Genomic DNA, 25,669 nt, shown 5'->3' on the forward strand with positions numbered 1-25,669 from the left:
AGGCCTTGGGTTAATTTTTCTCTTTTTGGGGTGTTACGGCAGGGCGGGCGCCGGGCTATATACCCGGGGTTCGCTCTGATGAGGCAGATGAATCAGATTGAGGCGATGCTCGCGCGCCCAGGACACGGTCAGCGAGGTCGGGGCCGAGAGGCTGACCAGTGTGCCGATGCCGGCGCGCACCGCCTTGTGCAACAACTCCAGGCCGCACCGGCTGGTCACCACGGCAAAACCGCTGTGGCTGTCGATGCGTTCGCGGTTGAGTGCGCCAATCAGTTTGTCCAGGGCGTTGTGGCGGCCGATATCTTCGCGGCATACCCGAATCGCGCCTTGATCATCGACAAACAACGCGGCATGCAGGGCGCCACTTTGGCGCGCCAGCACCTGTGCCTCGGCGATCCGAGGGCGCAGGTTGCGCAGATGAGCAAGGGGGGGCAGTGGGCTGGCCGGCAGGGGTTCGAGGCGGGGCAAGGCCTGCTCGAGGGCGGCGACTCCGCACAAACCACAACCGCTGGTGCCTGTCAGCTGTCGGCGCTGTTGCTTGAGATTCCAGAACGCGCGACTGGAAATCTGCACCTCGGCATACCAGGCATCAGCCGCCTGACTGATGTGCAGGTCGAACATATCATCAACTTTATCGATGACTCCCGTTCCCAAGCTGAAGCCCATGAGGAAATCTTCAAGAGCATGCGGGGTGACCATCATGACGCTGTGGTTGATGCCGTTGTAGCTGATGGCGAGGGCCGTTTCTATGGCAAGGGCGGTCTCGCCGAGCTGATTGGAGCGCTCTATCTCGCAATATTGATAGACGCTGCAAACGGAGGGCACGGCTAGGGGGGGAACCTCGGGCTCGCTGTTGGTAGCGTTATACAGCATTTAAAAAACGCTCTGCGACAGGACGACGCAGTGCATTCTATAGACTTACAAAAACAAAGGACATACGCCTAAATGAGTAGTTAGGTCGATATGTTTTTAGGTGGCTTCACGTTGTCGCAGAGCGGTTGACCGAGCGGCGCAAGCAGGTTTCATCCGCTCGGTTGCCGGGTCGCTCAGAGGACTTTTCTGACAAACTCAGACTTGAGTTTCATCGCGCCAATGCCATCGATCTTGCAATCGATGTCGTGGTCGCCCTCGCACAGGCGAATGCCCTTGACCTTGGTGCCCACCTTGACCACCGATGAGGAGCCTTTGACCTTGAGGTCCTTGATGACGGTGACCGTGTCGCCGTCCTGCAGGACGTTGCCGACCGAATCCTTGATCACCTTGTCCCCTTCGTCAGCCTCGGCGGCTTCCGTGGGGGACCACTCATGGGCGCATTCCGGGCAGATCAGCAGCGGGCCGTCTTCGTAAGTGTATTCGGAACTGCATTTGGGGCAGGGCGGCAACGTGCTCATAAATGAACCCTCATATTCGATAGTGCTAAAAACCGGAGATTATATAAGGTTTTACGCGACCAGCGGGCGGGTGCGCCTCTTCACCCGTTGTGCGTGCGCCTTGGCTGGCTTGCCACGCCGGCTGCCAAGGAGTGTCTGTCACGTTTCTCGCCGCTTGCAGCACAGGCCACCACGGGCGCGCGTGGGTTCATTGATTTGCGTCGGGTCAATGCACAGGTTTGATTCTATAGTCGCGGCCGGAAATTGACTCACTGCCCATCACCTCGCAGTTCAGGAAGATTCACATGCGACTACTGATGTTTACCTTACTCAGCTGCTTTGCCACGTTTGCCTGGTCGAGCGATGCGGCCATGGCCCGCTTCAATCAGCTGATGGCCGATGAACAGCTTCGCCAGCAAGCCTATGTGGAAGCCCAGGAGCGCGTGCGTTTTTGCAGCTATTGCCATGGCGAGAACGGCAACAGCAAGCGCGACCACATTCCCAATCTGGCCGGTCAAAGCCCGGTTTATCTGTTCAAGGCCTTTGAAACCTTTGCCAACGGCGAGCGGACCGATTTCGTCATGAGCAAGTTGGCGCAGACCCTAAGCCGGGAAGAACAGGTGAATATCGCCGTGTATTTCAGCCAGCAACAGGTGCTGCCAGCTACCGCCAGCCCGGAGCCTGCGTTGCGCCAGCACGGCGAGACCTTGTTCCAGAAGACTTGCACCGGCTGTCACGGTGCTCAGGCCGAAGGCCGGGAAACCATGCCCCGTCTGGCGGGGCAGCCGGGGGAGTACATTCGCCGGGCGCTGACCCGTTTCCACGACGGCGACCCGCGCCGGGCCAGTTCGGTGATGCGTCCGATCGCGGCGCAACTGTCCTCGCAGGATATCGACGCGCTGGCCGCGTATCTGGAAACGCTGGCGATCTGAGTTGCGTCTGTTGGCGACACCGCTGGCATTCCCATCACGCGGCGCCGTTCTTGTTGCGGATTAGGCCTAACTGCTTAGCTGCGTCTTTCGACGATAAAGCGTGCCAATTGACGCAGCGGCTCAGCCGCCAGGCCGAAGCCAGTGAGCGCTGTCTGGGCCTGGTCGTGCAGTTGGCGTGCGTAGACTTTGGCACCGTCCAGACCGAGCAGGGCGGGGTAGGTGGGCTTATCATGGGCCTGGTCCTTGCCCTGGGTCTTGCCCAGCGTGGCGGTGTCGCTTTCCACGTCGAGAATGTCGTCCTGCACCTGGAAGGCCAGGCCGATGGCTTCGGCATACTGCTGCAAGGCAGTCAAGGCGGCGGACGTGGCGCGACCGCTGGCCAAGGCGCCTAACAGCACGCTGACGCTGATAAGGGCGCCGGTCTTGTGGCGGTGCATGACTTCCAGCGCGGCCTGGTCGAGCTGACGGCCCACTGAGCCGAGATCGATGGCCTGGCCGCCGACCATGCCGGCGGAACCGGCAGCGCGGGCCAGATGGCGGAGCATGTCCAGGCGCAAGGCGGGGTCTGCAGGGTTGCCACGGGTATCGCTGAGCGCCTCGAACGCCAGGCTTTGCAAGGCATCGCCGGCCAGGATTGCGCAGGCCTCATCGAATGCCTTGTGGGTGGTGGGCTGGCCACGGCGCAGGTCATCGTCGTCCATGGCCGGCAAATCGTCATGCACCAGTGAATAGGCATGAATCAATTCGACAGCACAAGCCGCGCCATCGGCCTGTTCCAGGTCACCGCCCAGGGCTTCGCAGGTGGCGTACACCAACAAGGGCCGCACACGCTTGCCGCCATTCATCACGCTGTAGCGCATCGCTTGATAAAGCCGTTCGAGCTCGGGACGCGGAGGCGTGAAAAGCACTTCCAGGGCAGTGTCGACGCGGTGCTGACAGGTTTTCTGATACGCGATCATGCGTCTTCATCCGCATCGAAGGGCACGCTCTGAGTTTCACCGTCACGCTCAAGGAGCACCTGCACCTTCTGCTCGGCTTGGCCCAGGGCCGACTGGCAATCCCGGGTCAGGCGGATGCCTTGCTCGAACGCACTCAAGGAGTCTTCCAGTGACAGTTCGCCACTTTCCAGGCGCTCGACCAGTTGCTGCAAGTCAGCAAGAGACTGCTCGAAATCTAAGGGGGCTTTTTTGCGGGCCATGGCGATGGACTCTCAGGCGATAAAACGGGCGCGACACTAGCAGAGCGGTGCGGGGGCAGCAAACTCCGAGGCGCTTCAGATTGCCACAAAGCGTGGCGGCACGGGCCGTCTGGCGACAGCCTGTCGCTTCGGCTCAGACGCCACTGATGGCGTGAGGCGCGGGCTTGGCTCAGGCATGGACAGCCAGCCGAACACAGTCGGCGGCCCGTTGAGGACGGGCGAAGTGAAAGCCCTGCAGGCGATGGCAGCCGTTGAGGCGCAGGAAAGCGGCCTGGCGCTCGTTTTCCACACCTTCGGCCACCACTTCCAGGCCCAGTTGCACAGCCATGGTCAGAATACCGCGCACCAGGGCCACGGAGCGCGGATTGTCCGGGAGTTCGGCGACAAACTGGCGATCGATCTTTATGCCGTCAAAGCGGAACTGTTGCAGATAGGTCAGCGAGGCGTAGCCGGTGCCGAAGTCATCGAGGAACAAGGGCAGACCGGCGTCTTTGAGGCGCCTGAGCGTCTCCTGAACCATATCGTCGGCTTCCAGCAGGGCGCTTTCGGTGAGCTCCAGTTCGAGCAGCTCGGCGGGCGTGCCTTCCTCGTCGAGAATGCCGATCAGTGTATCGGCCAGGTCGGGCTGGTGAAAATCCAGCGGCGACAGGTTGATCGCGATGCGCCAGTTGTAACCCTGGCGCCTCCAGCTCAGGGCTTGGCGACAGGCCTGGCGAAATACCCAGCGGGATGCTTCGAGAATCAGCCGGGTGTCTTCCAGTACCGGGATAAAAACCGCCGGCGAGACCAGGCCCCGACTGGGCGAGCGCCAGCGCAGCAGCGCCTCCATGACCTGGGCCTGGTTGTCGGTGTCCACTTGCGGCTGGTAGAACAGTTCGAACTCGCCGCGCTCCAGGGCCAGGCGCAATTCGCCTTCCAGGCGCTGGCGCTCTTCGGCTTCGGCGGCCAGTTGGCTGTCGAAACAGGCCAGCCGGTTGCGCCCGGCGCCTTTGGCGCGCATCAATGCCAGATCCGCCTGCTTGAGCAATTCGCTGGCACTGCCACCGCTGCCGCGGTGGTGGGTAATGCCGATGCTGGGGCTGATGTACAGCTGGTACTGACGCGCCTGGAAGGGTGTCTTGAAGGCGTCCAGGATGCGACCGCCCAAGGTCATGGCCGCGTCGAGATCATCATGATCAAGTAGCAGTAGGAACTCGTCGCTCCCCAGACGGGCAAGTAGATCACCGCTAGCCGCGAATGGGCGCAACCGGTCGGCCACGGTGCGCAGCAGCGTGTCGCCGATGTCGTGGCCGAGGCTGTCGTTGATGCGTTTGAAGTGGTCCAGGTTGATGAACAGTAGGGCCAGCGGCTGGCCCTTGGCGAGGGCCTCGTCAAGCTGGATAAGCAAATGGTTGCGGCTGGCGACATTGGTCAATTGGTCGAAGTTGGCCAGGAAGCGCAGGCGCTGTTCAGCGCGCTTGCGGTCACTGATGTCGCGTAGCAGCAACAAATGGCAACGCTGTCCGGCGCGCTCAAACGGCGTGCAGGTGCCTTCCAGCATAAAGCTGTGATTATTGCTGCGTGCATCGAATTCCAGCGGTGTCTGCAGCTGAGCTTGCATGCGTGGCCAAGGCTCGCTGCTGCCCAGCAGGCGATCCGGCGTGGTATCCAGCATGTCGCGCCGGCGTCGGTTGAACAGGCGTCCTGCGGCGGGGTTGGCGTCTTCAATGCGACCCTGCGCGTTGACGATCAGCATGGCCACCGGTGCTGCGCCGACGACGTTGCGCAGCAGTTGTTCACTGTCGCGCAGGGCGGCCTGATTCTGGGTCAGTTGCTCGATCATGCGGTTGAAATTAAAGGCCAGCTGGCCAATTTCATCCTCACCGCCAACCTCGGCCTTAGCCTGCGGGTCCCCCGCGGCGAAGCGTTGTACGGCCTCGCCGATTCTGGCCAGGCGGCGGGTCACCAGTCGCGCATAAAGAAAATTGAGGAACAGGCCCAGCAACAGCAAGAGAACCAGGATCTGCCCTAGATAAAGCCAGTCATTCGAGGTGTTACGGCGCGTGCTTTGCTGATAGTCGAGGCTGACCAGCAGGCTGTATTGCCGCAACTTGTCTTGGTCCAGCGTCGCGATCAGCGGATAGCTGACCAGATAGCGGTGGTTGCCCAAGTCCAGCCAGCGGGGGCGATCCCCGGCAAGCATTTCTTCGAGCTCATGGCCGTCGGGCAAGGTAAGACGTTCGGGATGCAGCCCCAGGCGCGTCGCGGCGGCTATGTGCTGATGCTGGTCGATCACCATGGCCCAAAGGACGCCTTGCAGGCTGGCCAAGTCAGCGAGGGTGACTTGCAGTTCCTGCGAGCGACGCTGGCGCAAATGGTCGCTCAGGCTGCTTTGCATGAGGATCAGGATTTGCTGGGTATAGCTGTGCAGGCTGTCCTTGGAGGCCTTGGCCTGCCGAGGCAGATGCATGCTGGTCAACAGCAAGATAAACAGCAGCGCGAACATGGCGAGCAGTAACGGCAGCGAGGTGCGCAATGACAGGCGAGTCAGCATGGATGGCCCTCACAGTGGCTCAGCAGGTTTGCGTAATTCACGGCGCGGGGCAACAAGTTGCGATCCAATTGGTAATCATGTGCCCACCTGAGGCTGGTCAGCAGCTGACCACTTTCACGCAACTGCCGGTTGAGTGAAGGGTCACCCATGAGCAGGCCGGTGCGGGTGGTCTCCAGCTCGGCGGGGCTCAGCGCCAGTCGTCTGTACAGGACGCGATCCGCGTATTCCGGTCTCTGTGACCAGAATTGCAGGCTTTCATACCAGAGTGCTTGCAGGCGACGGCGAGCTTCAGGCGACACGCGTTGGCGATCCGCCACAATCACATCGATGATTTCGTTGGGAAAGGCGCGGCTGTCAATCAGCGGGAGAGCGCCCAGCGCGGCCAGCTCCGGGCCTTGGGAAGCAAAGGTAACGACGGCGTCCACCTGTTGGGTGCGCATGGCGTCCAGGTGTTGATGGACCGCCAGGCTGAAGATATCGACATCGCCGAGCTTGAGTCCCGCTTGATCCAGCAAGCGTGCGAGGAAGAAGGCGCCCAGCGCGCTGTCTTCGACACCGATACGCCGGCCTTGCAGATCGTCCAGTCCTTCTACGGGCGGCAGGGCATAGAGTACGTCGGCGCCGGATGAAATATTGGTCACCAGGAGGATTTCCAGGTCGTAGCCGTTGGCTTGCAGGCGCAGGGTTTCGTCGAGGGTCAGAAGGGCCACGTCCAGCAAGCCATTGCGAAAGGCACGCAGCACACCCCCGGTATTTGGATATTCGAGCAGGCGGAATCCCGATGGCGCAAGCCATCTCAGGTCGTCGGCGATATACAGCGGGGCATAACCGAGCCAGCGGTTACTGCCGATGCGCAACGGGTCTGCTTCGTCACTGCAGCCGTGCAGGGACATGCAGAGGAAAATAATGAGCAAGACGCTGCGCATTGTATTGATCCATTTCCGTGGAACTAGAATCAGTCTATGGCCAAACGATATTACGGGTAAGTGTATATCGGCCTGCAAAGACTGATCTGAAGCAACACTTGGTCGGAAAAACGCCATCGCTCATTTTAGTTGTATAGGCATTTGAATTTAAAGAAGTATTCTTCGATTTGGCCGGCTCTGCGAAGCCGATGATGACTGTCTTTAGCTGTCATCCAGAAGAAGACCCGCCTAAGCGGGTCTTGGAAAATGAGCTGAAGCTGCTTGGGTTTAGCGCGGTTGCAGCTTTCCGGCAGGCCGACGAAACGGTCTACGTCGGCTTGCATGCTCGAGTGTCAGGTTTTGCCCAGTTCACCTTCGGCGTTGCTGAGGACGGGCTTGATTGAATCTAGGTTCGCCGCAAGTACGGTAGCGCCCAATGCCGAGCGCCTGGCGTAGTGCCGGTGATGGCGGTGGGTTTGTCGCGCCAGACGTTTTGGTCCATTGGTTTGGAACAATCGCGTTCTTCAGCACAGCCGGCAGCGAGCGTGGGCATGGACACAGCGCGCCTTGCCACGCAAAGCGTGCATGGGGCTGACACCGCAGCGTTTAGGGGCTGACATTCTTCAATGCTGCAAACCAGCTGGGGTCCAGGCGCGTCTGATCGGTGTCCAACTGCTGGGCGCGCATGCGTTCCTGATGCTCTTCGACGTCCTGCAGCATCTGGTTCAGCGAGCTGGAATTACCATCCAGTTGATGCATCTGCATCAGGCCCAGATGATAAAAGCGCAGCAGTTTCATGGCGCTGGGATCACCCGCCGCTACGCCTGCAGTCACTTGGTGCATGACGTTGGTGACGCTCATCAGGCTGCGCTTGAGTTGCCAGCCGTACGCCGCCGAGGCCATCCAGGGCTGGGACCATAACTTCAATCGCACCAGCAGAACAGCCAGAAGCAGGCCGGCAATCACGCCGCCCAGGTTCCAGCGGAAGTTATCGCCACCGGGTTCGCCGAACAGTTTCACGAAAAGGCTCGCCAGCCCCATGGCGAGCACTGCGAAGACCAGCACGACGATGAGCGTGCTGCGTCGGGTTTCGCGCCGATAGGCTTCGGGGTCCACCTGCTTGATCTCGAACATGTCTGCCGTGAGTTCCTTCATTGAGCGGACGCCGAATCGTCGCACGTGAACCGCACGGCGAGGCTTCCAGCTGCTGCCAATGCGGGGACTAAGCCGGTCTGCGGCGCAGTGGTCGGGTACTCAGACCCAGCCATCGTTGCGCTTGCGGCTCCGGGTCAGGCTCGGCAGGATCAGGCCGAGCAGCAGACCGGCACCAGCAATGCTCCCGCCATACACCATGTAACGCATCAGCTCGTCCTTGTTTTCGTCGCCCAGGCGAGCCTGGGTCGAGCGCAGCTCGGATTGCGCCTGGGTGAGTTCGGCATCCAGCGCCTTGCGGCGCGCTTCCAGTTCATCGATCAGCGCCTTGCGAGAATCCAGGGTCTCCTGCATGCCCTGCACGCGAGTTTTCCAGCTGTCTTCAATGGTGTTGAGCTGCGCGCTGAGTTCGGCCACCTGCTGTTCCAGTTCGGGCATGCGCTCAAACTGGCTGGGTGTGTCCTGCAGGTCACGGTTGTGGATCCAGACGGCAGAGCCGGACTCGGCACGTACCTGGCTGTAATCGCCCTGGGAGTTGAGCAGCTCCACTTTTTGCCCGGATTTGAGGGTTCCGACGATGCGGTAGCCGTCGGTTGGGCCGCTGCGCACATAGGTGTTCAGGTTGTCGCTGACCCAGCGATCAGTGGTGGCCGCCTGGGCTTGGCCGCTACCGAAAGCAAGCAAAGCGCCAAGCAGGGCAGCACCTAGCGTGTGGCGCGGCAGGCCACGGCTGGTAAGAGGGGAAATAGAAGAAGATACGGCAGGAGACTTGAACATGACGGCTTCACATGAAAAGAAAAGGTACGCCCGACAGGGGCAGGCTGCATGGCAATTGGCCGTAGTCTAACAAGCTTCGCCCAGCAACTGCAGCGCTGGAAAATGTGTTTCTACTACTACTTAGGTGTGCGGCCATCCACTCGGAAGGGCGAGAAATGGCGGGTCCGCAGCGTGCCTGTGTGGCTATATTCAGTTAGGAGCAGCGTTCTCTGAACGTAATTTGTTCCTCAAGTTCCGTCAGGAGGAGCGTCATGGCCCGATACCTGAAACATCCTGTGTCCGGTGCTATCCAGGCAGAAGAAAAGTGGCTGGAAGAAATGCCCACCTGGCAAGAGCGTACCCTCGACCAAGGGAAGTTCAAATCGCGTGAACAGCAGTTCGCCGACCTGATCGAGGTGGTCGAGGATGAAAATGGCGATTGGATAGCCGTGGGGATAGACGAAGAGTAAGGGAGTCGGCTTAACGCAACGGCCATGCCTGCGCATGGCATGGCCGCGCGCGCAGTTGTTCGCTTGCTAGCCGCCTGGCCAGTATAATCGGCGTCTTTGCGAGCTTTTCCGTGGCCAACAAGAGATACAGCTGCATCGGTCTGAGCAATCCCAAGTCGCCGGAGAATGTCGGCTCGATCATGCGAGCGGCTGGCTGCTACGACGTCAGCTCGGTGTTTTATACCGGCACCCGCTATGACCGGGCGCGCGACTTCATCACCGATACCAAGAAGGTCCATCAGGACATTCCGCTGATCAATATCGACGACTTGCGCAAAATCCTGCCGCTGGGTTGCACGCCCGTCGCGGTGGAGCTGGTCGATGGCGCTCGTTCGTTGCCGGACTACACCCATCCGGACCGCGCCCTGTATATCTTCGGGCCGGAAGACGGCTCGCTGAACCAGCAGATCCGCGACTGGTGCGAGGATGTCATCTATATCCCCACCAACGGCTGCATGAACCTCGCCGCCACCGTCAATGTGGTGCTCTACGATCGACTCGCCAAGGGTAACAACACCCGTTCCGGCCCCCTGTTTCGCTAACCGCAGCCTGGCAGGTCAGCAACCGCGTCGCTCTATGGCAAAAGGCTTACACGGGCTGCTGTGATTGGCTCTGTTGTGGCAGGGCTGGCTTGGGCAATATACACAGCAACTGCAGCGCAGGACGCGCTCAGGGTCAAGGATGACGGGCCATTTCAAGGATGAACGCCGACAGGATGTTGGCTGACAGGATGTCATTGATGGCCAGAAAAGAACCCGCCTCGGCGGGTTTTTTGTTTGTGGCGAAAAAGTCGGCAACATTCCCTGCTCGGTAAGCCAAGGCCGTCTATGTGTCTTGATCAGTCGTATTCGGCCGGCGCGTGCTCGCCGAGCAGGCGTCGCTGGCGTGGCGTAGCGGCGGCCAGCACCGCTGAATTGAACTGCCACGTCAGATAGGGCGAGAATTTCTGCGCCACCATGCGTTGCCCGTAATGCACCTGCAGCAGATAGCGCGTGCGTTCGCTGCGATTTTGGCTGCCGGCGTGCCACAGCTCGCTGCGCAGCATCAGCACGTCGCCCGCCTGGCACAGCACCGGCTCGGCCTGGCTGCCGTGCCAGTGGCTTTCGCCTGGCCGGGGTCTGCGACCGGCGCGGTGGCTGCCGGGAATCACCCAGGTCGGGCACAGGTCTTCGTCGATGTCGTCGAGGTAGATCATTGCTGTGCAGATCTGTATCGGCAATTCAAAAGCCGCATCGATCAACAGGCTTTCAGGCAGTTCCATGACCAGATAATCCACATGCAGCTCGGCGCCCACAAAACCCGGATGGCTGCGCCAGGCAGTCTGGCCGATCACGTGACACTCCTCGTCCAACGCCGCCTCGGCCAGCTCGATTATGCCGGGCAGGTCGAGATAGGGTAGCCAGAACGGATGACGGTTGAACACGCATTTGAAGTGATCATCTACCAGGCCCAGGTAATCCCAATGTATGGGTTTCAGGCAGTCGATGGCGGTACGCACTTCGGTGATTTGCACGCTGTTCAACACGCCGGGAAGCAGGGCAAAACCCTGCTCATGCAGGGCGGCGAGATGAACAGCGGTTGAGGTGGCCATGACGAACCCTAGAGTGAAACAGGGCTCCCAACCCTGTGGAGCCGGTTTTTCACCGGCCAGCGGAGTGGAGCCGTCCCCGCCTCGTCAGCCGGGATAAACCCGACCCCACAGGTAAGGCGCGGCTTAGAAAAAGCCCAGCGGATTGATGTCGTAGCTGATCAACAGATTCTTGGTCTGCTGATAGTGGTCGAGAATCATCTTGTGGGTCTCGCGGCCAACGCCGGATTTCTTGTAACCGCCGAACGCCGCGTGGGCCGGGTACAGGTGGTAGCAATTGGTCCACACCCGCCCGGCCTTGATGCCACGGCCCATGCGGTAGGCGCGGTTGATATCGCGGGTCCACACGCCGGCGCCCAAGCCGAACTCGGTGTCGTTGGCAATCGCCAGCGCTTCGGCTTCGTCCTTGAAGGTGGTTACGCCAATCACCGGGCCGAAGATTTCTTCCTGGAACACGCGCATCCGGTTATGACCCTTGAGCAGGGTTGGCTGGATGTAATAGCCGGTGGCTAGGCTGCCTTCGAGTTTTTCCACCTCACCGCCGGTGAGCACCTCAGCACCTTCCTCGCGGGCGATCTTCAGGTAGGAGACAATCTTGTCGAACTGCTGCTGGCTGGCCTGGGCGCCGACCATGGTGTCGGTGTCCAGCGGGTCGCCGCGCTTGATCTGCGCGACTTTCTTCATCACCGCCTCCATGAAGGGCGCATAGATGGATTCCTGCACCAGTGCCCGTGACGGGCAGGTGCACACCTCGCCCTGGTTGAAGAAGCCCAGCACCAGACCTTCGGCGGCTTTATCGATGAAGGCCGGCTCAGCTTGCATGATGTCTTCGAAGTAGATGTTTGGACTCTTGCCGCCCAGTTCGACGGTGCTGGGAATGATGTTTTCGGCGGCCATTTTCATGATGTGCGAGCCGACCGGGGTCGAGCCGGTGAAGGCGATCTTGGCGATGCGCTTGCTGCTGGCCAGCGCCTCGCCGGCCTCCTTGCCGAAGCCCTGCACGATGTTCAGCACGCCCGGCGGCAGCAGGTCGCCGATCAGCTCCATCAGCACGGTGATGCCCAGCGGTGTTTGTTCGGCGGGCTTGAGCACCACACAGTTGCCGGCCGCCAGCGCCGGGGCGAGCTTCCAGCAGGCCATGAGGATCGGGAAGTTCCAGGGAATGATCTGCCCGACCACCCCCAGGGGTTCGTGGAAGTGGTAGGCCGCCGTGTGCTGGTCGATCTCCGCGGCGCTGCCTTCCTGGGCGCGGATGCAGCCGGCGAAGTAGCGGAAGTGGTCGGCGGCCAGGGGAATGTCAGCGTTGAGGGTTTCTCGCACCGCCTTGCCGTTGTCCCAGGTTTCGGTGACGGCCAGCAGTTCCAAGTTCTGCTCGATGCGATCGGCGATCTTCAGTAGCACCAGGGCGCGGGCCTGGGCGCTGGTTTTGCCCCAAGCGTCGGCAGCGGCATGGGCGGCGTCCAACGCCTTGTCGATGTCGGCGGCGTCGGAACGGGGGAATTCGGCGATCGGCTGGCCGTTGACCGGCGAGGTGTTGGTGAAGTACTGGCCGTTCACCGGGGCGACGAACTCGCCACCAATGTAGTTGCCGTAGCGGGATTTGAAACTGACGATGGCGCCTTCGGTGCCGGGATGTGCATAACGCATGAGCGGGCTCTCCTGTGTGTTCAGCGGTCGGAAAAAGACGGTGCTGAAAGCCTAGTCCAGGCGGCTGGACCTGCCGCCGGAGTAAGACGATTGTCGGGGGCGGCTGTGCTAACCTGCCGCCCATTGTTTTCCCGGATTCGAGACCTCTTCATGCATATTCATATCCTCGGCATCTGCGGCACCTTCATGGGCTCGCTGGCAGTGCTGGCCAAGGAGCTTGGCCACCGCGTCACAGGTTCTGATGCCAACGTTTATCCACCGATGAGTACCCAGCTCGAAGCCCAGGGCATCGAGCTGCAGCAGGGCTATCTGCCCGAGCACCTGCAGCCGGCACCGGACCTGGTGGTGATTGGCAACGCGCTGTCGCGCGGCAATCCGGCGGTGGAATATGTGCTGAACCAGGTGCTGCCCTACGTCAGCGGCCCACAGTGGCTGGCCGACCATGTGCTACAGGGCCGCTGGGTGCTGGCCGCCGCTGGCACCCACGGCAAGACCACCACCAGCAGCATGCTGGCCTGGATTCTGGAGCACGCCGGTATGGCGCCGGGCTTCCTGATTGGTGGCGTGCCGCAGAACTTTGGCATTTCCGCGCGTCTGGGCGACACGCCGTTCTTCGTGGTCGAGGCCGACGAGTACGACAGCGCCTTCTTCGACAAGCGCAGCAAGTTCGTTCACTACCGCCCGCGCACTGCCATCCTGAATAACCTGGAGTTCGACCATGCCGACATCTTCCCGGACTTGGCGGCCATCGAGCGGCAATTCCATCATATGGTGCGCACCATCCCAGGTGACGGGCTGATCATTCACCCCACCACCGAGCAAGCCATCGAGCACGTTCTGGGGATGGGTTGTTGGACGCCCGTGCAGACCACCGGCGAAGGCGGCAACTGGCAGGCGCGTCTGCTCGCCGAGGATGGCTCGCGTTTCGAGGTGCTGTTTGACGGAGCCGTTCAGGGTGCCGTGGAGTGGGAGCTGACCGGCCGCCACAACGTCGCCAACGCCCTGGCCGCCTTGGCAGCGGCGCGGCATGTTGGCGTTGTGGGGCAGCTGGGCGCCGAGGCGCTGAGTGCGTTCAAGAACGTCAAGCGGCGCATGGAGAAGGTCGCTGAGGTCAATGGCGTGACGATTTATGACGATTTCGCCCACCATCCGACTGCCATCGCCACCACCCTCGATGGCCTGCGCAAGCATGTTGGCGACGCCTCCATCGTCGCGGTGATCGAGCCGCGCTCCAACTCCATGAAGCTGGGCGCCCACCGCGACGGCCTGCCCGAGTCCGTGGCCCAGGCCGACCAGGTGATCTGGTATGCGCCGCCGAACCTCGGCTGGGACCTGGCCGCCACCGCTGCAGCCTGTCCGGTGCCGGCGGTGGTCTGCGACTCGCTGGAGGCGATCATCGCCCGGGTGCAATCCCAGGTGGCGCCGGGCACCCAGGTGGTGATCATGAGCAACGGCGGCTTTGGCGGCCTGCACGGCAAGCTGGCGAATGCCCTGGCGTAGGGTGGAAATCGCCGAAGGCATTGCCACCGTGTGGTCGTAATGGTGGAAAACGCTTCGCGGTTTTCCACCCTACGGCTGCTGTAACCCGTTCACTGGCGTAGCCCGCCGCAACCATAACGAGGAAGCGAACATGACCGGCCCGCAACGCATTACCCTGGCCATGACCGGTGCCTCCGGCGCGCAATATGGCCTGCGCCTGCTGGACTGCCTGGTGCAGGAAGAACGCGAAGTGCACTTCCTGATCTCTAAGGCCGCGCAATTGGTGCTGGCCACAGAGACCGACGTGGTGCTGCCGGCCAAGCCGCAGGCCATGCAGGCGTTTCTGACCGAGTACACCGGCGCCGCGCCGGGGCAGATTCGTGTTTATGGCCGGGAAGACTGGATGGCGCCGGTGGCGTCCGGCTCGGGTGCGCCGAGCGCGATGGTGGTGGTGCCCTGTTCCACCGGTACACTGTCGGCGATTGCCAGCGGCGCCTGCAACAACCTGATCGAGCGGGCCGCCGACGTGGCGCTCAAAGAACGCCGCCAACTGATCCTGGTGCCCCGCGAGGCGCCGTATTCCAGCATCCATCTGGAGAACATGCTCAAGCTGTCCAACCTGGGCGTGACCATACTGCCGGCCTCGCCGGGTTTTTATCATCAGCCGCAGACGCTGGATGACCTGGTCGATTTCGTCGTCGCGCGCATTCTCAACTGCCTGAATATTCCCCAGGACATGCTGCCGCGCTGGGGCGAGCACCATCTGGTCAGCGACGACTGAGGACGGGCAATTAGCGGAGGTATCAGTGAAACGACGCAGCGCGCGGCTGGGTTCGATCTTGCTGGCGCTGGTATTGATCTCGGGTTGCGCCAGCGTGCGCACCCTGGATGCCGCCAAACCCGGCGCGCCGATTGTCTATTCCGGCCTGCGCCTGGACTGGTACAGCCTCAACGGTGGCTGCTGTCCGCTCGACCGTTTCGGTGCCAAGGCGCCGAAATACCCGGCTCTGGATCTTCCGGCCAGTGCGCTGCTGGATACCTTATTGTTGCCGTTTACGCTGGCGCACGTGCTGGGCATCAGTCTCGGGGTGAGCGGCGGCTTGTAGCGAACGGGTTGCCGAGCAGCCGATCAGGAGCAGGCTTCAACCGCAACTTCCTGGCAGACGTCCACCCACTCGGCGCCCGTCAGTTCGGCCATGCGTTGCGGGGTGATACGTACCGCACTGTGAACATCGCCCGCGGCCGGCACGACTTCGTCATAGGCGCGCAGGGAGATGTCGCAATACACCGGCAGGTCGGTGGCCAAGCCGAACGGGCACACACCGCCGACCGGGTGGCTGGTCAGCGTCAGTACGGTTTCGGCGTCGAGCATCCGCGCCTTGCCGCCAAAGGCTGCCTTGATCTTCTTGTTGTCGATCCGCGCATCGCCCCGGGCCACGATCAGCAGGTTGCGCTCGCCGGCGCGCAAGGCCAGGGTTTTGGCGATCTGCCCCGGCTCCACCCCATGGGCCTCGGCTGCCAGCGCTACGGTGGCGGTGCTGGTATCCAGTTCGATGATGGCGATATCCGGTGCCTTCTCGGCGAAGAAGGTGCGTACTGACTCCAGGCTCACAAGACTCTCCCGCATTTAAAAAACGGTAATGCTCGGCAAGCATGCGTTGGGGTGTCAAGCGTAGGGCAGGTGAGGAAGGCGGACCGCAAGGATGCAGCCGCCGTATCGAGATTGCCCGTAGAAAGCGGCTTACGCCGTCAACCGCAGCAGGTTGGTGCTGGTTTCTGCCAGCCCATAGCGGCCCTTGGCGTCACGCACCACGCGACCACAGGCGGTCTGCGGATCATGGGTGAATACCAGGCGACCATTGCGGGCCACCAGATCGGCGAGCAGGGCTTCCTTTTCTTCAATCAGGCCTTCCGGGAAACGGTCATAGCCCATGGTGATCGGCAAGTGCACCCAGGGCGCACCGGGGATCAGGTCGCTGGGGAACAGCACCGGACCGTCGGGCATGGCCACTTCCGGCAGCATCAGGCCGGGGGTGTGACCATCGCTCCAGTGAAAGCGCCAGCCGGTGCCGAGGGTCGGTGAACTGCTGGCGCCCGCCGGGACCAGCTCCAGCCGGCCGCTGGTTTCCAGCAGATCGATCAGCTCGGGGATATACGAGGCGCGGTCGCGCGAATGCGGATTGCAGGCGCGTTGCCACTGGCACTCGCCGACGATGAAACGGGCCTTGGGGAACAGCAGCTTGGCGGCCTGGTCGTCTTGCCAAGCCGCGAGCAAGCCGCCGGCATGGTCGAAGTGCAGGTGGGTGAGAACCACCACGTCGATATCGGCGTGGCCCAGACCCACGGATTGCAGGTTGTCGAGCAGCACGTGGCGTTGTTCCTGTACGCCGAACCGGTCCTTCATTTGTGGCGAGAAGAACGCGCCGATGCCGGTTTCCACCAGAATGTTACGGCCGTCTTCCTGGACCAGCAGGGTGCGACAACCGAGGTCGATACGGTTCTCGTCGTCCGGCTGCATCCAACGTTGCCACAGGGCTTTCGGCGCATTGCCGAACATGGCGCCGCCGTCGAGTTTCTGGCTGTTGCCGAGAAGTGTGGTCAAGATTCGCATTGTTGTTTCTCTTGTTATTGGAATGTTTTTTTATCCACAAAGGCCCGCTGCGGTGGACAGACAACGCGCTGTTCACCCTGCATGAGTCTTCCGGTTGCCCAGCCATGCGCTGGAGCTTATAGGGTGGGGTGGTCGTCATTCATCCACCACAAGCCTGCACGGTGAACAATGGGGGAAACGTTGTCCACCCTACCAAAGCCTTCAGCGCTCGATAGCCAGCGCCACGCCCTGACCGCCGCCAATGCACAGCGTGGCCAGCCCCTTGCTGGCGTCGCGACGAATCAGCTCATGCAGCAGGGTAACCAGAATCCGACAGCCGGAGGCGCCGATTGGGTGGCCGAGGGCGATGGCGCCGCCGTTGACGTTGACCTTGGCGGCATCCCAGCGCAGTTCCCGGCCCACCGACAGCGCCTGGGCGGCGAAGGCTTCGTTGGCCTCAATCAGGTCAAGTTGCTCGAGGTCCCAGCCGGCCTTGAACAGCGCGCGGCGGGTGGCGTCCACCGGGCCGATGCCCATGATCGCCGGGTCGACGCCGGCACTGGCGTAGCCGGCAATGCGCGCCAGCACCGGCAGGCGTAGCGCCTTGGCTTTGGCCGCGCTCATCAGCAGCACGGCGGCGGCGCCGTCGTTGAGGCTGGACGCATTGCCGGCGGTGACGCTGCCGCCCTTCTTGAACGCCGGTTTGAGTGTGCCCAGCGACTCGGCGGTGGTGCCGGCGCGCGGCTGCTCGTCGAGGACAAAAGCCAGCGGTTCGCCCTTGCGCTGGGGCACCCGAATCGGCGTGATCTCGTCGGCGAAGCGCCCGGCCTCGATGGCGGCGGCGGCTTTGTGCTGCGAGGCGGCGGCGAAGGCGTCCTGCTCCGCGCGGGACAGGCCGTATTTCTCTACCAGGTTCTCGGCGGTGATGCCCATGTGGTAGTCGTTGAAGGCGTCCCACAACCCGTCCTGGATCATGGTGTCGATCACCTTGCCATGTCCCATGCGCAGGCCGGTGCGGGCACCAGGCATGACATAGGCCGCCTGGCTCATGTTCTCCATGCCGCCGGCGATCACCACCTCGGCATCGCCGCAGCGAATCGCCTGGGCGGCCAGTTGCACGGCTTTCAACCCCGAGCCGCAGACCTTGTTGAGGGTCAGCGCCGGCACGCTGTGGGGCAAACCGGCCTTGATCGCCGCCTGGCGTGCGGTGTTCTGCCCGGCGCCGGCGGTAAGCACATGGCCGAGGATCACGTCATTGACCTGCGCGCCCGGCACGCCGGTCTGCTCCAGCAGGCGCTGGATCACGGCGGCGCCTAAATCAACAGCGGGCACTGAGGCCAGTGCGCCCTGAAAACTGCCAATCGCGGTGCGGGTGGCGGCAACAATGACGACGTCTTGCATGGTTCTTCTCCTGAGGGCAGGCACACCACGATTACAGGCTCCGCATGGTCTGGCCCACGACTACGAATAAAAAAGCGCGGCAGCTGCAGGCAGTGTGCCGCGCAATACGCTCAACTCAAAATGCTTGATTGTTTGGTAAGGCGGATCGGGCCCATAGGGTGAGCAGCGTCACGCTGGAGGTTAAAGCTACCTCAAAGCGGCGGGTCAAAACTGCCCCTCACTCAATCCGTACAGGGACTCGCTGCCGGCGCGGATGCAGGCATCGAGGCCCAGGGTGCGCGGCAGCAGGCGACGGAAGAAGAACTCGGCGGTGGCCAGTTTGGCGCCGTAGAACGCTTCGTCTGTGGCGAGCTGGCGTTGGGCGACCTGGGCCATGCGCGCCCACATCCAGGCGTAGGCGGTGTACCCGAACAGGTGCAGGTATTCCACCGAGGCGGCGCCGATTTCATGGGGCTGGCGGGCGCTCTGTTCGATCAGCCACTGGCTGAGGTTTTCCAGGCGTTGCGCGGCGTCCAGCAGCTCGCGTGCATAGGGCGCATCCGGCTGGCTGGCGAAGGCACGCATGGCGCCGGTGAAGACGCGTAGGCTGGCGCCGCCATTGGCCACCACCTTGCGACCGAGCAGGTCGAGGGCCTGGATACCGTTGGTGCCTTCGTAAATTTGCGCGATGCGCACGTCGCGCACCAGTTGTTCCTGGCCCCATTCGCGGATATAGCCGTGCCCGCCGAACACCTGTTGGCCGTGGATGCAGCTGTCCAGCCCGGTGTCGGTGAAGAATGCCTTGGCCACCGGGGTGAGCAGGGCGACCAGCGCTTCGGCGGTGGCTCGCTCCTCGGCGTCGTCGCTGAATTTGGCCAGGTCCAGTTGCTGGCCGACATAGCCGGCGAAGGCGCGGCCGCCCTCGGTCATGGCTTTCATGCTCAGCAGCATACGCCGCACGTCGGGGTGAACGATGATCGGGTCGGCCAGTTTGTCCTGTGCCTGCGGGCCGCTGGGTGAGCGGCTCTGCGCGCGTTCGCGGGCATAGCTCACCGCATTCTGGTACGAGGCTTCAGCGCAGCCGATGCCCTGAATGCCAATGGACAGGCGTTCGTAATTCATCATGGTGAACATCGCCGTCAGGCCGCGATTGGCCTCGCCGACCAGCCAGCCGTGGGCGCCATCGAAGTTCATTACGCAGGTGGCCGAGGCCTTGATGCCCATCTTGTGTTCGATGGAGCCGCAGTGAACCGGGTTGCGCGCACCCACAGAGCCGTCGGCGTTGACGAGAAACTTGGGGACCAGGAACAGCGAAATGCCCTTGGGACCGGCCGGTGCATCCGGCAACTTGGCCAGCACGAGGTGGATGATGTTCTCGGTAAGGTCCTGCTCGCCGCCGGTGATGAAGATCTTGCTGCCACTGATCGCATAGCTGCCATCGGCCTGCGGCTCGGCGCGGGTGCGGATCAATCCCAGGTCGGTGCCGGCGTGAGCTTCGGTCAGGCACATGGAGCCGGCCCAGCGCCCTTCGTACAGGGGCGGCAGGTAGGTGTTCTTGAGTTCTTCGCTGGCGTGGGCGTCGATGGCCAGGCAGGCGCCGGAGGTCAGCGCTGAATACAGCGCGAAGCTGGAGTTCGCCGCATAGAGCATTTCTTCGACTTGCACGGCGAGCATCTTGGGCATGCCCATGCCGCCCTGGTCCGGGTTGCCAGACAACCCGACCCAGCCGCCCTGAATGTAGGTGGCGTAAGCCTCCTTGAAGCCGGCCGGTGTGCGCACCTCGCCGGCACGCCACTGTGCGCCTTCCTCGTCGCCATTGCGGTTGAGCGGCGCGATCAACTGTCCGGTAACTTTGGCCGCTTCTTCGAGGACGGCGTCGGCGGTGTCGGCATCCACCGTTTCCGCCAAGGCCGGCAAGCGCGCCCACAGGGCGGGGGCCTGAAGGACCTCATGCAGGACAAAGCGCATGTCGCGCAGGGGGGCATTGAAATCAGGCATGGGACACCTCGTGAGGGGCGCCGGAGTGGAGGCCCGGCGCCGTGCTGAATAAAGAACCGCCGCTACGGGTGGTCCTGTGGGTCAGTCGGCTTCCGGCGCGCGGCTGACAGCGTCTTTCGCGGTGGTGAATTTCAGTATGTGAGTGCGCTCTACCAGGATGTACAGCGCGGCGCCGGCGGCCAGGCCCCAGCCTGCACCATAGACCGCAAGCACCACGCCCATGGTGCCGGCGATGCCACGCTCGGTGTTGTTGCCCAACTGCTCGAAACCGACCATCAGGCAGATATAACCGGTGAGGATCAGCGTAAGCGACAGGGCGATTGGCAGCACCGGCTGGAAGAAACTCACCAGCGGCAACATGAACAGGGCGATGAAGCCAGTGATCCAGAAGGTGCCAGCACCGCTGTAGATCGAGTCCATGGCCTTGCGACCGTACTTGTAGCGTTCGGCCATGGTCGCGGCTACTGCGGTCCACAGCGGGCCGGCCAGGCCTGGGTAAGGGGCGAAGAAGGCGTGCAGGGCGTTGCGGATGGCGGTCACCAAGTGAACGCGATCGACGTTGTTGTCGATCTTCTCGTCGGTGCGCAGCTCATCGGCGCGCTGCATCAGCGACTGACCGACAATGATGTCGCCGAACGCAATGATGTAGGCGATGACGGCGGTCGGGACGGCCAGCAGGAACACGTCCAGGCCTGGGAAGCCGACCGTGAAGGGCAGGTAGTTCCACATCTCGCCGAAGGCCGGCGCGGTGATGCCGAATTTCACGTCGGGCATGGCGTATTCGCCCACGCCGATGCCGATGAAGATAGCGATCAGCATACCTGGCACCATGCCGTAGTTGACGATCTTGCGCGCCAGTGGAACCCGCTCGGTAAGGCTTTTGAAGGAGACGGAGAACATCAGGTACAGGCAGATCAGGCTGCCCAGCACCAACGAGATGGGCGTGTTGGCCAAGCGCCCGCCGGCGTCGATCTCGCCGATCAGTGCGGCAATACCGGCACCGATAATGATGCCGCCCTTCATGGAGTTGGGAATCAGGCGCACCAGCACACTGCCCAGTCGGGTAATGCCCAGGATCAGAAAGATCACGAAGACCAGAAACTGCAGGGCAAACAGCGCCTGGATGGCCTGAGGGCCGGGCTCGAAGTCACCCAGGAACAGCAGCACCACGGGAATGCCGGGAGTGATCCAGCCCGGCACGAACGGCACGCCGAGCAGCGCCGGCAGCATGAAGCCGATGCCGCACACCACCACATAGGCCAGCGCCACGTCATAGGGCAGGCCAAGGTATTTCATCAGCAGCGGAATCATGCCCAGGCTCACCACGAACATGATCAGGGCCTGGAGCATTTCCGCGGTTTCCCAGCGGTAATGCACGAACGGTAGACGCACCTTGAACGGACCGGCTTTCCAGAACGGCTGCTCGTCGCCGTCTTTGCGCTTGTAAATTTGCATAGTGACTCCGTCGGCACTCGCGGTGCCTGTGATTGTTGTTGTGGAAACGGATGAAACCGGCCGGGACAACGGGAACCCGGCGTACGGCGGGGTTACAAGGCCTTGGCCATGTCGCGCAGCACGTACTTCTGGATCTTGCCGGTGCTGGTTTTCGGCAACTGGGTGAACACCACGGTCTTGGGCACCTTGAAGGCGGCCAGGTGCTCGCGGCAGAACGCGATGATGTCGGCCTCACAGACGTCCTGATGGTCGGCCTTGAGGGTGATGAAGGCGCAAGGGGTTTCGCCCCATCGCTCATCCGGGCGGGCGACTACCGCAGCCTCCAGCACGCCCTGGTGACGGTAGAGCACGCCTTCCACCTCGATGGTGGAGATGTTCTCGCCGCCGGAAATGATGATGTCCTTGAGGCGATCCTTGATTTCTACATAACCATCCGGGTGGCAGACCGCCAGGTCGCCGGTGTGGAACCAGCCGCCGGCAAAAGCTTCCTCGGTGGCGCTGGGGTTTTTCAGGTAGCCCTTCATCACGGTGTTGCCGCGCATGAAGATTTCACCGATGGTCTCGCCGTCGCGGGGTGTCGGTTCCATGGTTTTCGGATCGCCGACCATCACGCCTTCCAGGGTCGGGTAGCGCACGCCCTGGCGGGCTTTTATGCGCGCCCGTTCATCAAGGCTGAGTTCATCCCACTCGTCGTGCCAGGCACACACGGTGACCGGGCCGTAGACCTCGGTCAGGCCGTAGACGTGGGTGACCTTGATGCCCATTTCCTCCACCGCGCCGATTACCTTGGCCGGCGGCGCGGCGCCGGCGACCATGGCGTGCACTGGATGGTCGATGGCTGCCTTGGCTTCTGGCGGCATGTTGACCAGTGCATTGAGCACGATGGGCGCGCCGCACATGTGGGTCACCTGCTCGTCGCGGATCAGGGTGAGGATCTTCTGCGGGTCGACACGGCGCAGGAACACATGCACGCCGGCCAGCGCGGTCACGGTCCAGGGGTAGCACCAGCCGTTGCAGTGGAACATCGGCAGCGTCCACAGGTACACCGGCTGCTGGCCCATCGACCAGGTCATCTGGTTGCCGAGGGCGTTCAGGTAGGCGCCCCGGTGGTGGTAGACCACGCCCTTGGGGTTGCCGGTGGTGCCCGAGGTGTAGTTGAGGCTGATCGCCTGCCACTCATCCTCCGGCCACGACCAGGCGAACGCCGGATCGCCCTCGGCAAGAAACGCTTCGTAGTCAAGATCGCTGGCCGCCTGACCCTCCCCGTATTCGGGGTCGTCGACGTCGATCACCAGGATCGGATAACCGAGCATGCCCACGGCGGCGTGGATCACGTCGTAGAACTCGCGGTCGGTGATCAACGCTTTGGCTTCGCCATGCTGCAGCATGAAGGCAATGGCTTCGGCGTCCAGGCGCACGTTCAGCGTATTGAGCACCGCGCCAATCATCGGCACGCCGAAGTGGGCCTCGAGCATCGCCGGAATGTTGGGCAGCATCACCGCCACGGTGTCGCCTTTCTTGATGCCACGGCCGGCCAGGGCTGAGGCCAGGCGCCGACAACGGGCGTAAGTTTCGGCCCAGGTGCGGCGTATCGAGCCATGCACCACCGCCGGGTAATTCGGGTAGACCGCGGCGGTCCGCTCGATGAAGCTCAGCGGCGAAAGGGCAATGTGGTTGACGCTGGAGCGGGACAGGCCCTGTTCGAAAATGGACATCGTTCTACCTGTGGCTGATTGTTAGCTCTGATTATTTCGGTATCTTCCGAACGCCATGGCGTTTTGACGGTAAGAGCTTGTGGGTCTAGTTATAGGTTAGCGGCGCAATCATTGGTATATAAACCATAGTTTTATAGTAAAACTACTAGTCGGGGGCGGCCGCATGAAAGGGTTCGACGAGCAGGCGCTGCAGGTCCAGGTACTGACACAGCTGCTGCGTGAGCCACGACCCTTGGCGGAGTGCGCCGATGGCCTGCGCCGCTTCCTGCGGACCTGCCCGCAGGTACAGGAAGCCTGGTACCTGAGTTGGCAGCCGCGCACCCGCACCTATGCCCATGAGGGGCAGGCCGGGCAGTTGCCGCCGGGGCAGGGCGACCCGCTGCAAGCCAGCGATCAAGTGCTGTTTGACCGCTTGCAGGTCGAGCCGCTGTTGTCCCTGGCGGCGTTGCGACAGGTGCCCTGTTGGCTGGCCGGTCGTTTGCGCCGGGCTGGAGTGGAGTATGGCCGCGCCCTGGCTTTGCCGTTGCTGACCGGACAATCGGGCGTGCTGTTGGTGGCGTTGCGTGAGAGTGGGCCGCTGGACGGGCTCGACGGCGTCCTGGCGTTGTTGCCAGCGCTGCTGCCACTGTCAGGCAACCTGCCGCGCAGCACGCCGTTGTTGGGCAGTGATCCGCAGCCCGCCTTGCTGGTCGATGCCGCCGCGCAGCCGGTGGAGTTCAATCCCGCCTTGGCCACGCTGCTCGGCGAGGCGTCGCTGACGGAAATGTCGCGGGTGCTGCCGGTCAATCACCCGCATCTGGTACGGGCCAGCCTGGCCCAGCAGCGCGCGATTGAAAATGTCGAGGTGAAGGTTGCAGCGCGCATTCTGGTCTGGACCTATATCCCCGAACCTGCCGAACAACGGGTGCTGGTGCGTTGCCGGGAAGCCACCGCCGAGGTGCTGGCCAGTCGCGATGCCGCCCAGGCGCGTCGGCTGTACCGGTTGATCACCGAAAACACCACCGACCTGATTTCCCGGCACACCCCGGACGGGCGCTTTCTGGATGCCTCACCGGCCAGTTGGACCTTGCTCGGCTACTGGCCGGAGGAGCTGCGCGGCACCCTGGCCCACGGCTTGTTCCACAGCCAGGATATCGCTCAGTTGGTGCAGCGCGCACGCGATGCGCTGGAGCAAGACGGCTATCTCACCATGACGTTCCGCATCCGCCATCGCGAGGGTCATTACCTGTGGTTCGAAACCGCCTGCCGGGCGATCCGCGAGACCTATACCGGGGCGGTGGTTGAGGTGGTCAGCGTGTCGCGCGATGTCACCGCACGGGTGCAGGCCGAGGAAAACCGCCGACGCCTGGCCGAAGTGGTCGAGGTGAACACCGATCTGGTGCTGTTTATCCAGGCCGATGGCGGCATCGCCTACCTCAATCCGGCGGCGCGCCAGGCGTTGCAGATCGAGGAAGGCACCAGCCTTGAACTGGCGGCCCTGCTGGGTGCTGCGGACCTGGACCGGCTGCGCAATGAAGGACGCGCCACGGCCGAACGCGAGGGCGTGTGGAGCGGTGAGGTGCGTCTGCAGCCGCAGGGAGGCAAGGCCTCCTTGCCGGTCTCGCTGGTGCTGCTGGCGCACAGCCTGGCCGGCGGTGAGCGTTACTATTCGCTGGTTGCCCGCGACATGACCGAACGCGAACTGCGCGAGGCTCAGCAGCGCCGCCACCAAGACGAACTGGCGCACACCGCCCGCCTGGTCACCCTCGGCGAGCTGGCGTCAGGCATCGCCCATGAAATCAACCAGCCGCTGGCGGCGGTGGTCAACTACGCCAGTGCCAGCCAGCGCTACCTGCAGACCCTGAGCAGCAATCCCCAGGCCCCTGAGCGCATCGGTCAGGGGCTGGAGCGCATTACCGAGCATGCCAACCACGCCTCACAAGTGATCAAGCGTTTGCGCGCCTTCTTGCGCAAGGGCCAGCGGCGCATGCAGGCACTCGACGTGGCCCAGGTAGCCCGCGAGGCGGTGCGCTTGTGCGCCTGGGAAGCGAGCCAGGCGCAGGTGACGATTGACGAGCAACTGGCGGACGATCTGCCGTCGGTGTACGCCGATCCGGTGTTGATCGAGCAGGTGCTGCTCAACGTGCTGCGCAACGCCATCGATGCCAACCGCGAAGCGCACCCCGGTTCAACGTCACGGATCCTGCTTAACGCGCAGCGGCATGACGGCGAACTGCGTATCGGCGTCAGTGATCAGGGCCCGGGGGCCAGCGCCGAGGTTCTCGAGCAGATATTCACGCCGTTCTACACCAGCAAGGCCGAGGGGCTGGGCCTGGGCCTGTCGATGAGCCGCAGCATCGTCGAAGGTTTTGGCGGCGCCCTGGAGGCGTACCCCGAAGCGAACGGCGGGCTGCGGCTGGAATGCCGCCTGCCGCTGCGCGAAGCGACGCGGGTAAAAGATGGCAGCTGAGCTTTTTAACGAT

Annotated in this window: 24 protein-coding genes; 8 read left to right on the top strand and 16 right to left on the bottom strand. The window is 62.7% G+C overall.

Annotated features, from left to right (window positions below; all coding sequences use genetic code 11):
- Positions 1–33: 33 nt before the first annotated feature.
- Positions 34–873, bottom strand: a complete 840-nt coding sequence (fdhD, locus tag H9642_RS11015) for a formate dehydrogenase accessory sulfurtransferase FdhD (protein WP_251836497.1) — start codon at positions 871–873, stop codon at positions 34–36.
- 173 nt (positions 874–1,046) lie between these two features.
- On the bottom strand, positions 1,047–1,391 hold the full coding sequence (locus tag H9642_RS11020; RefSeq protein ID WP_251836498.1) for a zinc ribbon domain-containing protein YjdM: 345 nt from the start codon (positions 1,389–1,391) through the stop codon (positions 1,047–1,049).
- A gap of 284 nt (positions 1,392–1,675) precedes the next feature.
- Between H9642_RS11020 and H9642_RS11025 the strand changes: the two genes are divergently transcribed.
- On the top strand, positions 1,676–2,302 hold the full coding sequence (locus H9642_RS11025; RefSeq protein WP_251836499.1) for a c-type cytochrome: 627 nt from the start codon (positions 1,676–1,678) through the stop codon (positions 2,300–2,302).
- Between the two features lie 74 nt (positions 2,303–2,376).
- Here the strand turns inward: H9642_RS11025 and ispA are convergent, their stop codons facing one another.
- The 4 genes from ispA to H9642_RS11045 form a co-directional block, all read right to left on the bottom strand.
- Positions 2,377–3,261 carry a (2E,6E)-farnesyl diphosphate synthase gene (ispA, locus tag H9642_RS11030; RefSeq protein ID WP_251836500.1) on the bottom strand — a complete coding sequence of 295 codons (885 nt, stop codon included), beginning with the start codon at positions 3,259–3,261 and terminating at the stop codon, positions 2,377–2,379.
- Positions 3,258–3,500 carry an exodeoxyribonuclease VII small subunit gene (locus tag H9642_RS11035; RefSeq protein ID WP_251836501.1) on the bottom strand — a complete coding sequence of 81 codons (243 nt, stop codon included), beginning with the start codon at positions 3,498–3,500 and terminating at the stop codon, positions 3,258–3,260. The genes ispA and H9642_RS11035 overlap by 4 nt, the downstream gene beginning before the upstream one ends.
- Positions 3,501–3,669: 169 nt before the next feature.
- On the bottom strand, positions 3,670–6,033 hold the full coding sequence (locus H9642_RS11040) for a putative bifunctional diguanylate cyclase/phosphodiesterase (RefSeq protein WP_251836502.1): 2,364 nt from the start codon (positions 6,031–6,033) through the stop codon (positions 3,670–3,672).
- A complete protein-coding gene (locus H9642_RS11045) occupies positions 6,027–6,959 on the bottom strand; it encodes an ABC transporter substrate-binding protein (protein WP_251836503.1) in 933 nt (310 codons plus the stop codon). Before H9642_RS11045 ends, H9642_RS11040 begins: the two co-directional genes overlap by 7 nt.
- 191 nt (positions 6,960–7,150) lie before the next feature.
- Here H9642_RS11045 and H9642_RS11050 point away from each other — a divergent pair, with 191 nt between their 5' ends.
- Positions 7,151–7,342 (top strand): hypothetical protein, encoded by a 192-nt coding sequence (locus H9642_RS11050; protein WP_251836504.1) that lies wholly within the window; start codon positions 7,151–7,153, stop codon positions 7,340–7,342.
- A gap of 202 nt (positions 7,343–7,544) precedes the next feature.
- On the opposite strand, the gene H9642_RS11055 is transcribed toward H9642_RS11050, so the two are convergent.
- Together H9642_RS11055 and H9642_RS11060 are read right to left on the bottom strand one after the other, a co-directional pair.
- Positions 7,545–8,072 (bottom strand): DUF3087 domain-containing protein, encoded by a 528-nt coding sequence (locus H9642_RS11055; protein WP_251836505.1) that lies wholly within the window; start codon positions 8,070–8,072, stop codon positions 7,545–7,547.
- A gap of 120 nt (positions 8,073–8,192) precedes the next feature.
- Positions 8,193–8,867 (bottom strand): TIGR04211 family SH3 domain-containing protein, encoded by a 675-nt coding sequence (locus H9642_RS11060; protein ID WP_251836506.1) that lies wholly within the window; start codon positions 8,865–8,867, stop codon positions 8,193–8,195.
- Between the two features lie 251 nt (positions 8,868–9,118).
- Between H9642_RS11060 and H9642_RS11065 the strand changes: the two genes are divergently transcribed.
- Both H9642_RS11065 and H9642_RS11070 read left to right on the top strand, forming a co-directional pair.
- Positions 9,119–9,316: a hypothetical protein gene (locus tag H9642_RS11065; protein WP_251836507.1), complete on the top strand. Its 198-nt coding sequence runs from the start codon at positions 9,119–9,121 to the stop codon at positions 9,314–9,316.
- A gap of 110 nt (positions 9,317–9,426) precedes the next feature.
- Entirely contained in the window at positions 9,427–9,897 is a 471-nt protein-coding gene (locus H9642_RS11070; RefSeq protein WP_251836508.1) for an RNA methyltransferase, read from the top strand.
- Between the two features lie 296 nt (positions 9,898–10,193).
- Here the strand turns inward: H9642_RS11070 and H9642_RS11075 are convergent, their stop codons facing one another.
- The gene (locus H9642_RS11075; protein WP_251836509.1) at positions 10,194–10,946 is read right to left on the bottom strand and encodes a phytanoyl-CoA dioxygenase family protein; all 753 of its coding nucleotides are present in this window, start codon (positions 10,944–10,946) and stop codon (positions 10,194–10,196) included.
- Between the two features lie 123 nt (positions 10,947–11,069).
- Positions 11,070–12,590, bottom strand: a complete 1,521-nt coding sequence (gene exaC, locus H9642_RS11080; RefSeq protein WP_251836510.1) for an acetaldehyde dehydrogenase ExaC — start codon at positions 12,588–12,590, stop codon at positions 11,070–11,072.
- Positions 12,591–12,740: 150 nt separating this feature from the next.
- Here exaC and mpl point away from each other — a divergent pair, with 150 nt between their 5' ends.
- The 3 genes from mpl to H9642_RS11095 all read left to right on the top strand — a co-directional run bounded on the left by mpl (position 12,741) and on the right by H9642_RS11095 (position 15,175).
- Complete coding sequence (gene mpl, locus H9642_RS11085) at positions 12,741–14,090, top strand: UDP-N-acetylmuramate:L-alanyl-gamma-D-glutamyl-meso-diaminopimelate ligase (protein ID WP_251836511.1); 1,350 nt, start codon at positions 12,741–12,743, stop codon at positions 14,088–14,090.
- Between the two features lie 130 nt (positions 14,091–14,220).
- The gene (gene ubiX, locus H9642_RS11090; protein WP_251836512.1) at positions 14,221–14,850 is read left to right on the top strand and encodes a flavin prenyltransferase UbiX; all 630 of its coding nucleotides are present in this window, start codon (positions 14,221–14,223) and stop codon (positions 14,848–14,850) included.
- A 25-nt stretch (positions 14,851–14,875) separates the two neighbouring features.
- Positions 14,876–15,175, top strand: a complete 300-nt coding sequence (locus H9642_RS11095) for a YceK/YidQ family lipoprotein (RefSeq protein WP_251836513.1) — start codon at positions 14,876–14,878, stop codon at positions 15,173–15,175.
- A 23-nt stretch (positions 15,176–15,198) separates the two neighbouring features.
- Here H9642_RS11095 and H9642_RS11100 read toward each other — a convergent pair whose 3' ends face one another.
- The 6 genes from H9642_RS11100 to H9642_RS11125 all read right to left on the bottom strand — a co-directional run bounded on the left by H9642_RS11100 (position 15,199) and on the right by H9642_RS11125 (position 23,207).
- A complete protein-coding gene (locus H9642_RS11100; RefSeq protein WP_251836514.1) occupies positions 15,199–15,681 on the bottom strand; it encodes a YbaK/EbsC family protein in 483 nt (160 codons plus the stop codon).
- A 129-nt stretch (positions 15,682–15,810) separates the two neighbouring features.
- Positions 15,811–16,680: an MBL fold metallo-hydrolase gene (locus H9642_RS11105; RefSeq protein WP_251836515.1), complete on the bottom strand. Its 870-nt coding sequence runs from the start codon at positions 16,678–16,680 to the stop codon at positions 15,811–15,813.
- A 201-nt stretch (positions 16,681–16,881) separates the two neighbouring features.
- Complete coding sequence (locus tag H9642_RS11110; RefSeq protein ID WP_251836516.1) at positions 16,882–18,060, bottom strand: acetyl-CoA C-acetyltransferase; 1,179 nt, start codon at positions 18,058–18,060, stop codon at positions 16,882–16,884.
- Positions 18,061–18,264: 204 nt separating this feature from the next.
- A complete protein-coding gene (locus H9642_RS11115; RefSeq protein ID WP_251836517.1) occupies positions 18,265–20,037 on the bottom strand; it encodes an acyl-CoA dehydrogenase C-terminal domain-containing protein in 1,773 nt (590 codons plus the stop codon).
- A gap of 81 nt (positions 20,038–20,118) precedes the next feature.
- Positions 20,119–21,492: a solute carrier family 23 protein gene (locus H9642_RS11120; RefSeq protein ID WP_251836518.1), complete on the bottom strand. Its 1,374-nt coding sequence runs from the start codon at positions 21,490–21,492 to the stop codon at positions 20,119–20,121.
- A gap of 92 nt (positions 21,493–21,584) precedes the next feature.
- Positions 21,585–23,207: an acyl-CoA synthetase gene (locus H9642_RS11125; protein ID WP_251836519.1), complete on the bottom strand. Its 1,623-nt coding sequence runs from the start codon at positions 23,205–23,207 to the stop codon at positions 21,585–21,587.
- A gap of 163 nt (positions 23,208–23,370) precedes the next feature.
- Here H9642_RS11125 and H9642_RS11130 point away from each other — a divergent pair, with 163 nt between their 5' ends.
- A complete protein-coding gene (locus tag H9642_RS11130; protein ID WP_251836520.1) occupies positions 23,371–25,656 on the top strand; it encodes a PAS domain-containing sensor histidine kinase in 2,286 nt (761 codons plus the stop codon).
- Positions 25,657–25,669 lie beyond the last annotated feature (13 nt).

Origin of the sequence: Serpens gallinarum (assembly GCF_014836765.1) — a bacterium.
GTDB lineage: Bacteria > Pseudomonadota > Gammaproteobacteria > Pseudomonadales > Pseudomonadaceae > Serpens > Serpens gallinarum.

What these genes read in the sequence shown, in the direction of transcription:
- H9642_RS11075 (WP_251836509.1), bottom strand. Translation starts at nt 10,946, where the DNA reads ATGGCCACCTCAACCGCTGTTCATCTCGCCGCCCTGCATGAGCAGGGT.
- H9642_RS11065 (WP_251836507.1), top strand. Translation starts at nt 9,119, where the DNA reads ATGGCCCGATACCTGAAACATCCTGTGTCCGGTGCTATCCAGGCAGAA.
- H9642_RS11025 (WP_251836499.1), top strand. Translation starts at nt 1,676, where the DNA reads ATGCGACTACTGATGTTTACCTTACTCAGCTGCTTTGCCACGTTTGCC.
- ubiX (WP_251836512.1), top strand. Translation starts at nt 14,221, where the DNA reads ATGACCGGCCCGCAACGCATTACCCTGGCCATGACCGGTGCCTCCGGC.
- H9642_RS11055 (WP_251836505.1), bottom strand. Translation starts at nt 8,072, where the DNA reads ATGTTCGAGATCAAGCAGGTGGACCCCGAAGCCTATCGGCGCGAAACC.
- H9642_RS11060 (WP_251836506.1), bottom strand. Translation starts at nt 8,867, where the DNA reads ATGTTCAAGTCTCCTGCCGTATCTTCTTCTATTTCCCCTCTTACCAGC.
- H9642_RS11115 (WP_251836517.1), bottom strand. Translation starts at nt 20,037, where the DNA reads ATGCCTGATTTCAATGCCCCCCTGCGCGACATGCGCTTTGTCCTGCAT.
- H9642_RS11050 (WP_251836504.1), top strand. Translation starts at nt 7,151, where the DNA reads ATGACTGTCTTTAGCTGTCATCCAGAAGAAGACCCGCCTAAGCGGGTC.
- H9642_RS11035 (WP_251836501.1), bottom strand. Translation starts at nt 3,500, where the DNA reads ATGGCCCGCAAAAAAGCCCCCTTAGATTTCGAGCAGTCTCTTGCTGAC.
- H9642_RS11130 (WP_251836520.1), top strand. Translation starts at nt 23,371, where the DNA reads ATGAAAGGGTTCGACGAGCAGGCGCTGCAGGTCCAGGTACTGACACAG.
- H9642_RS11045 (WP_251836503.1), bottom strand. Translation starts at nt 6,959, where the DNA reads ATGCGCAGCGTCTTGCTCATTATTTTCCTCTGCATGTCCCTGCACGGC.
- ispA (WP_251836500.1), bottom strand. Translation starts at nt 3,261, where the DNA reads ATGATCGCGTATCAGAAAACCTGTCAGCACCGCGTCGACACTGCCCTG.
- H9642_RS11020 (WP_251836498.1), bottom strand. Translation starts at nt 1,391, where the DNA reads ATGAGCACGTTGCCGCCCTGCCCCAAATGCAGTTCCGAATACACTTAC.
- H9642_RS11105 (WP_251836515.1), bottom strand. Translation starts at nt 16,680, where the DNA reads ATGCGAATCTTGACCACACTTCTCGGCAACAGCCAGAAACTCGACGGC.
- exaC (WP_251836510.1), bottom strand. Translation starts at nt 12,590, where the DNA reads ATGCGTTATGCACATCCCGGCACCGAAGGCGCCATCGTCAGTTTCAAA.
- mpl (WP_251836511.1), top strand. Translation starts at nt 12,741, where the DNA reads ATGCATATTCATATCCTCGGCATCTGCGGCACCTTCATGGGCTCGCTG.
- fdhD (WP_251836497.1), bottom strand. Translation starts at nt 873, where the DNA reads ATGCTGTATAACGCTACCAACAGCGAGCCCGAGGTTCCCCCCCTAGCC.
- H9642_RS11120 (WP_251836518.1), bottom strand. Translation starts at nt 21,492, where the DNA reads ATGCAAATTTACAAGCGCAAAGACGGCGACGAGCAGCCGTTCTGGAAA.
- H9642_RS11125 (WP_251836519.1), bottom strand. Translation starts at nt 23,207, where the DNA reads ATGTCCATTTTCGAACAGGGCCTGTCCCGCTCCAGCGTCAACCACATT.
- H9642_RS11040 (WP_251836502.1), bottom strand. Translation starts at nt 6,033, where the DNA reads ATGCTGACTCGCCTGTCATTGCGCACCTCGCTGCCGTTACTGCTCGCC.
- H9642_RS11110 (WP_251836516.1), bottom strand. Translation starts at nt 18,060, where the DNA reads ATGCAAGACGTCGTCATTGTTGCCGCCACCCGCACCGCGATTGGCAGT.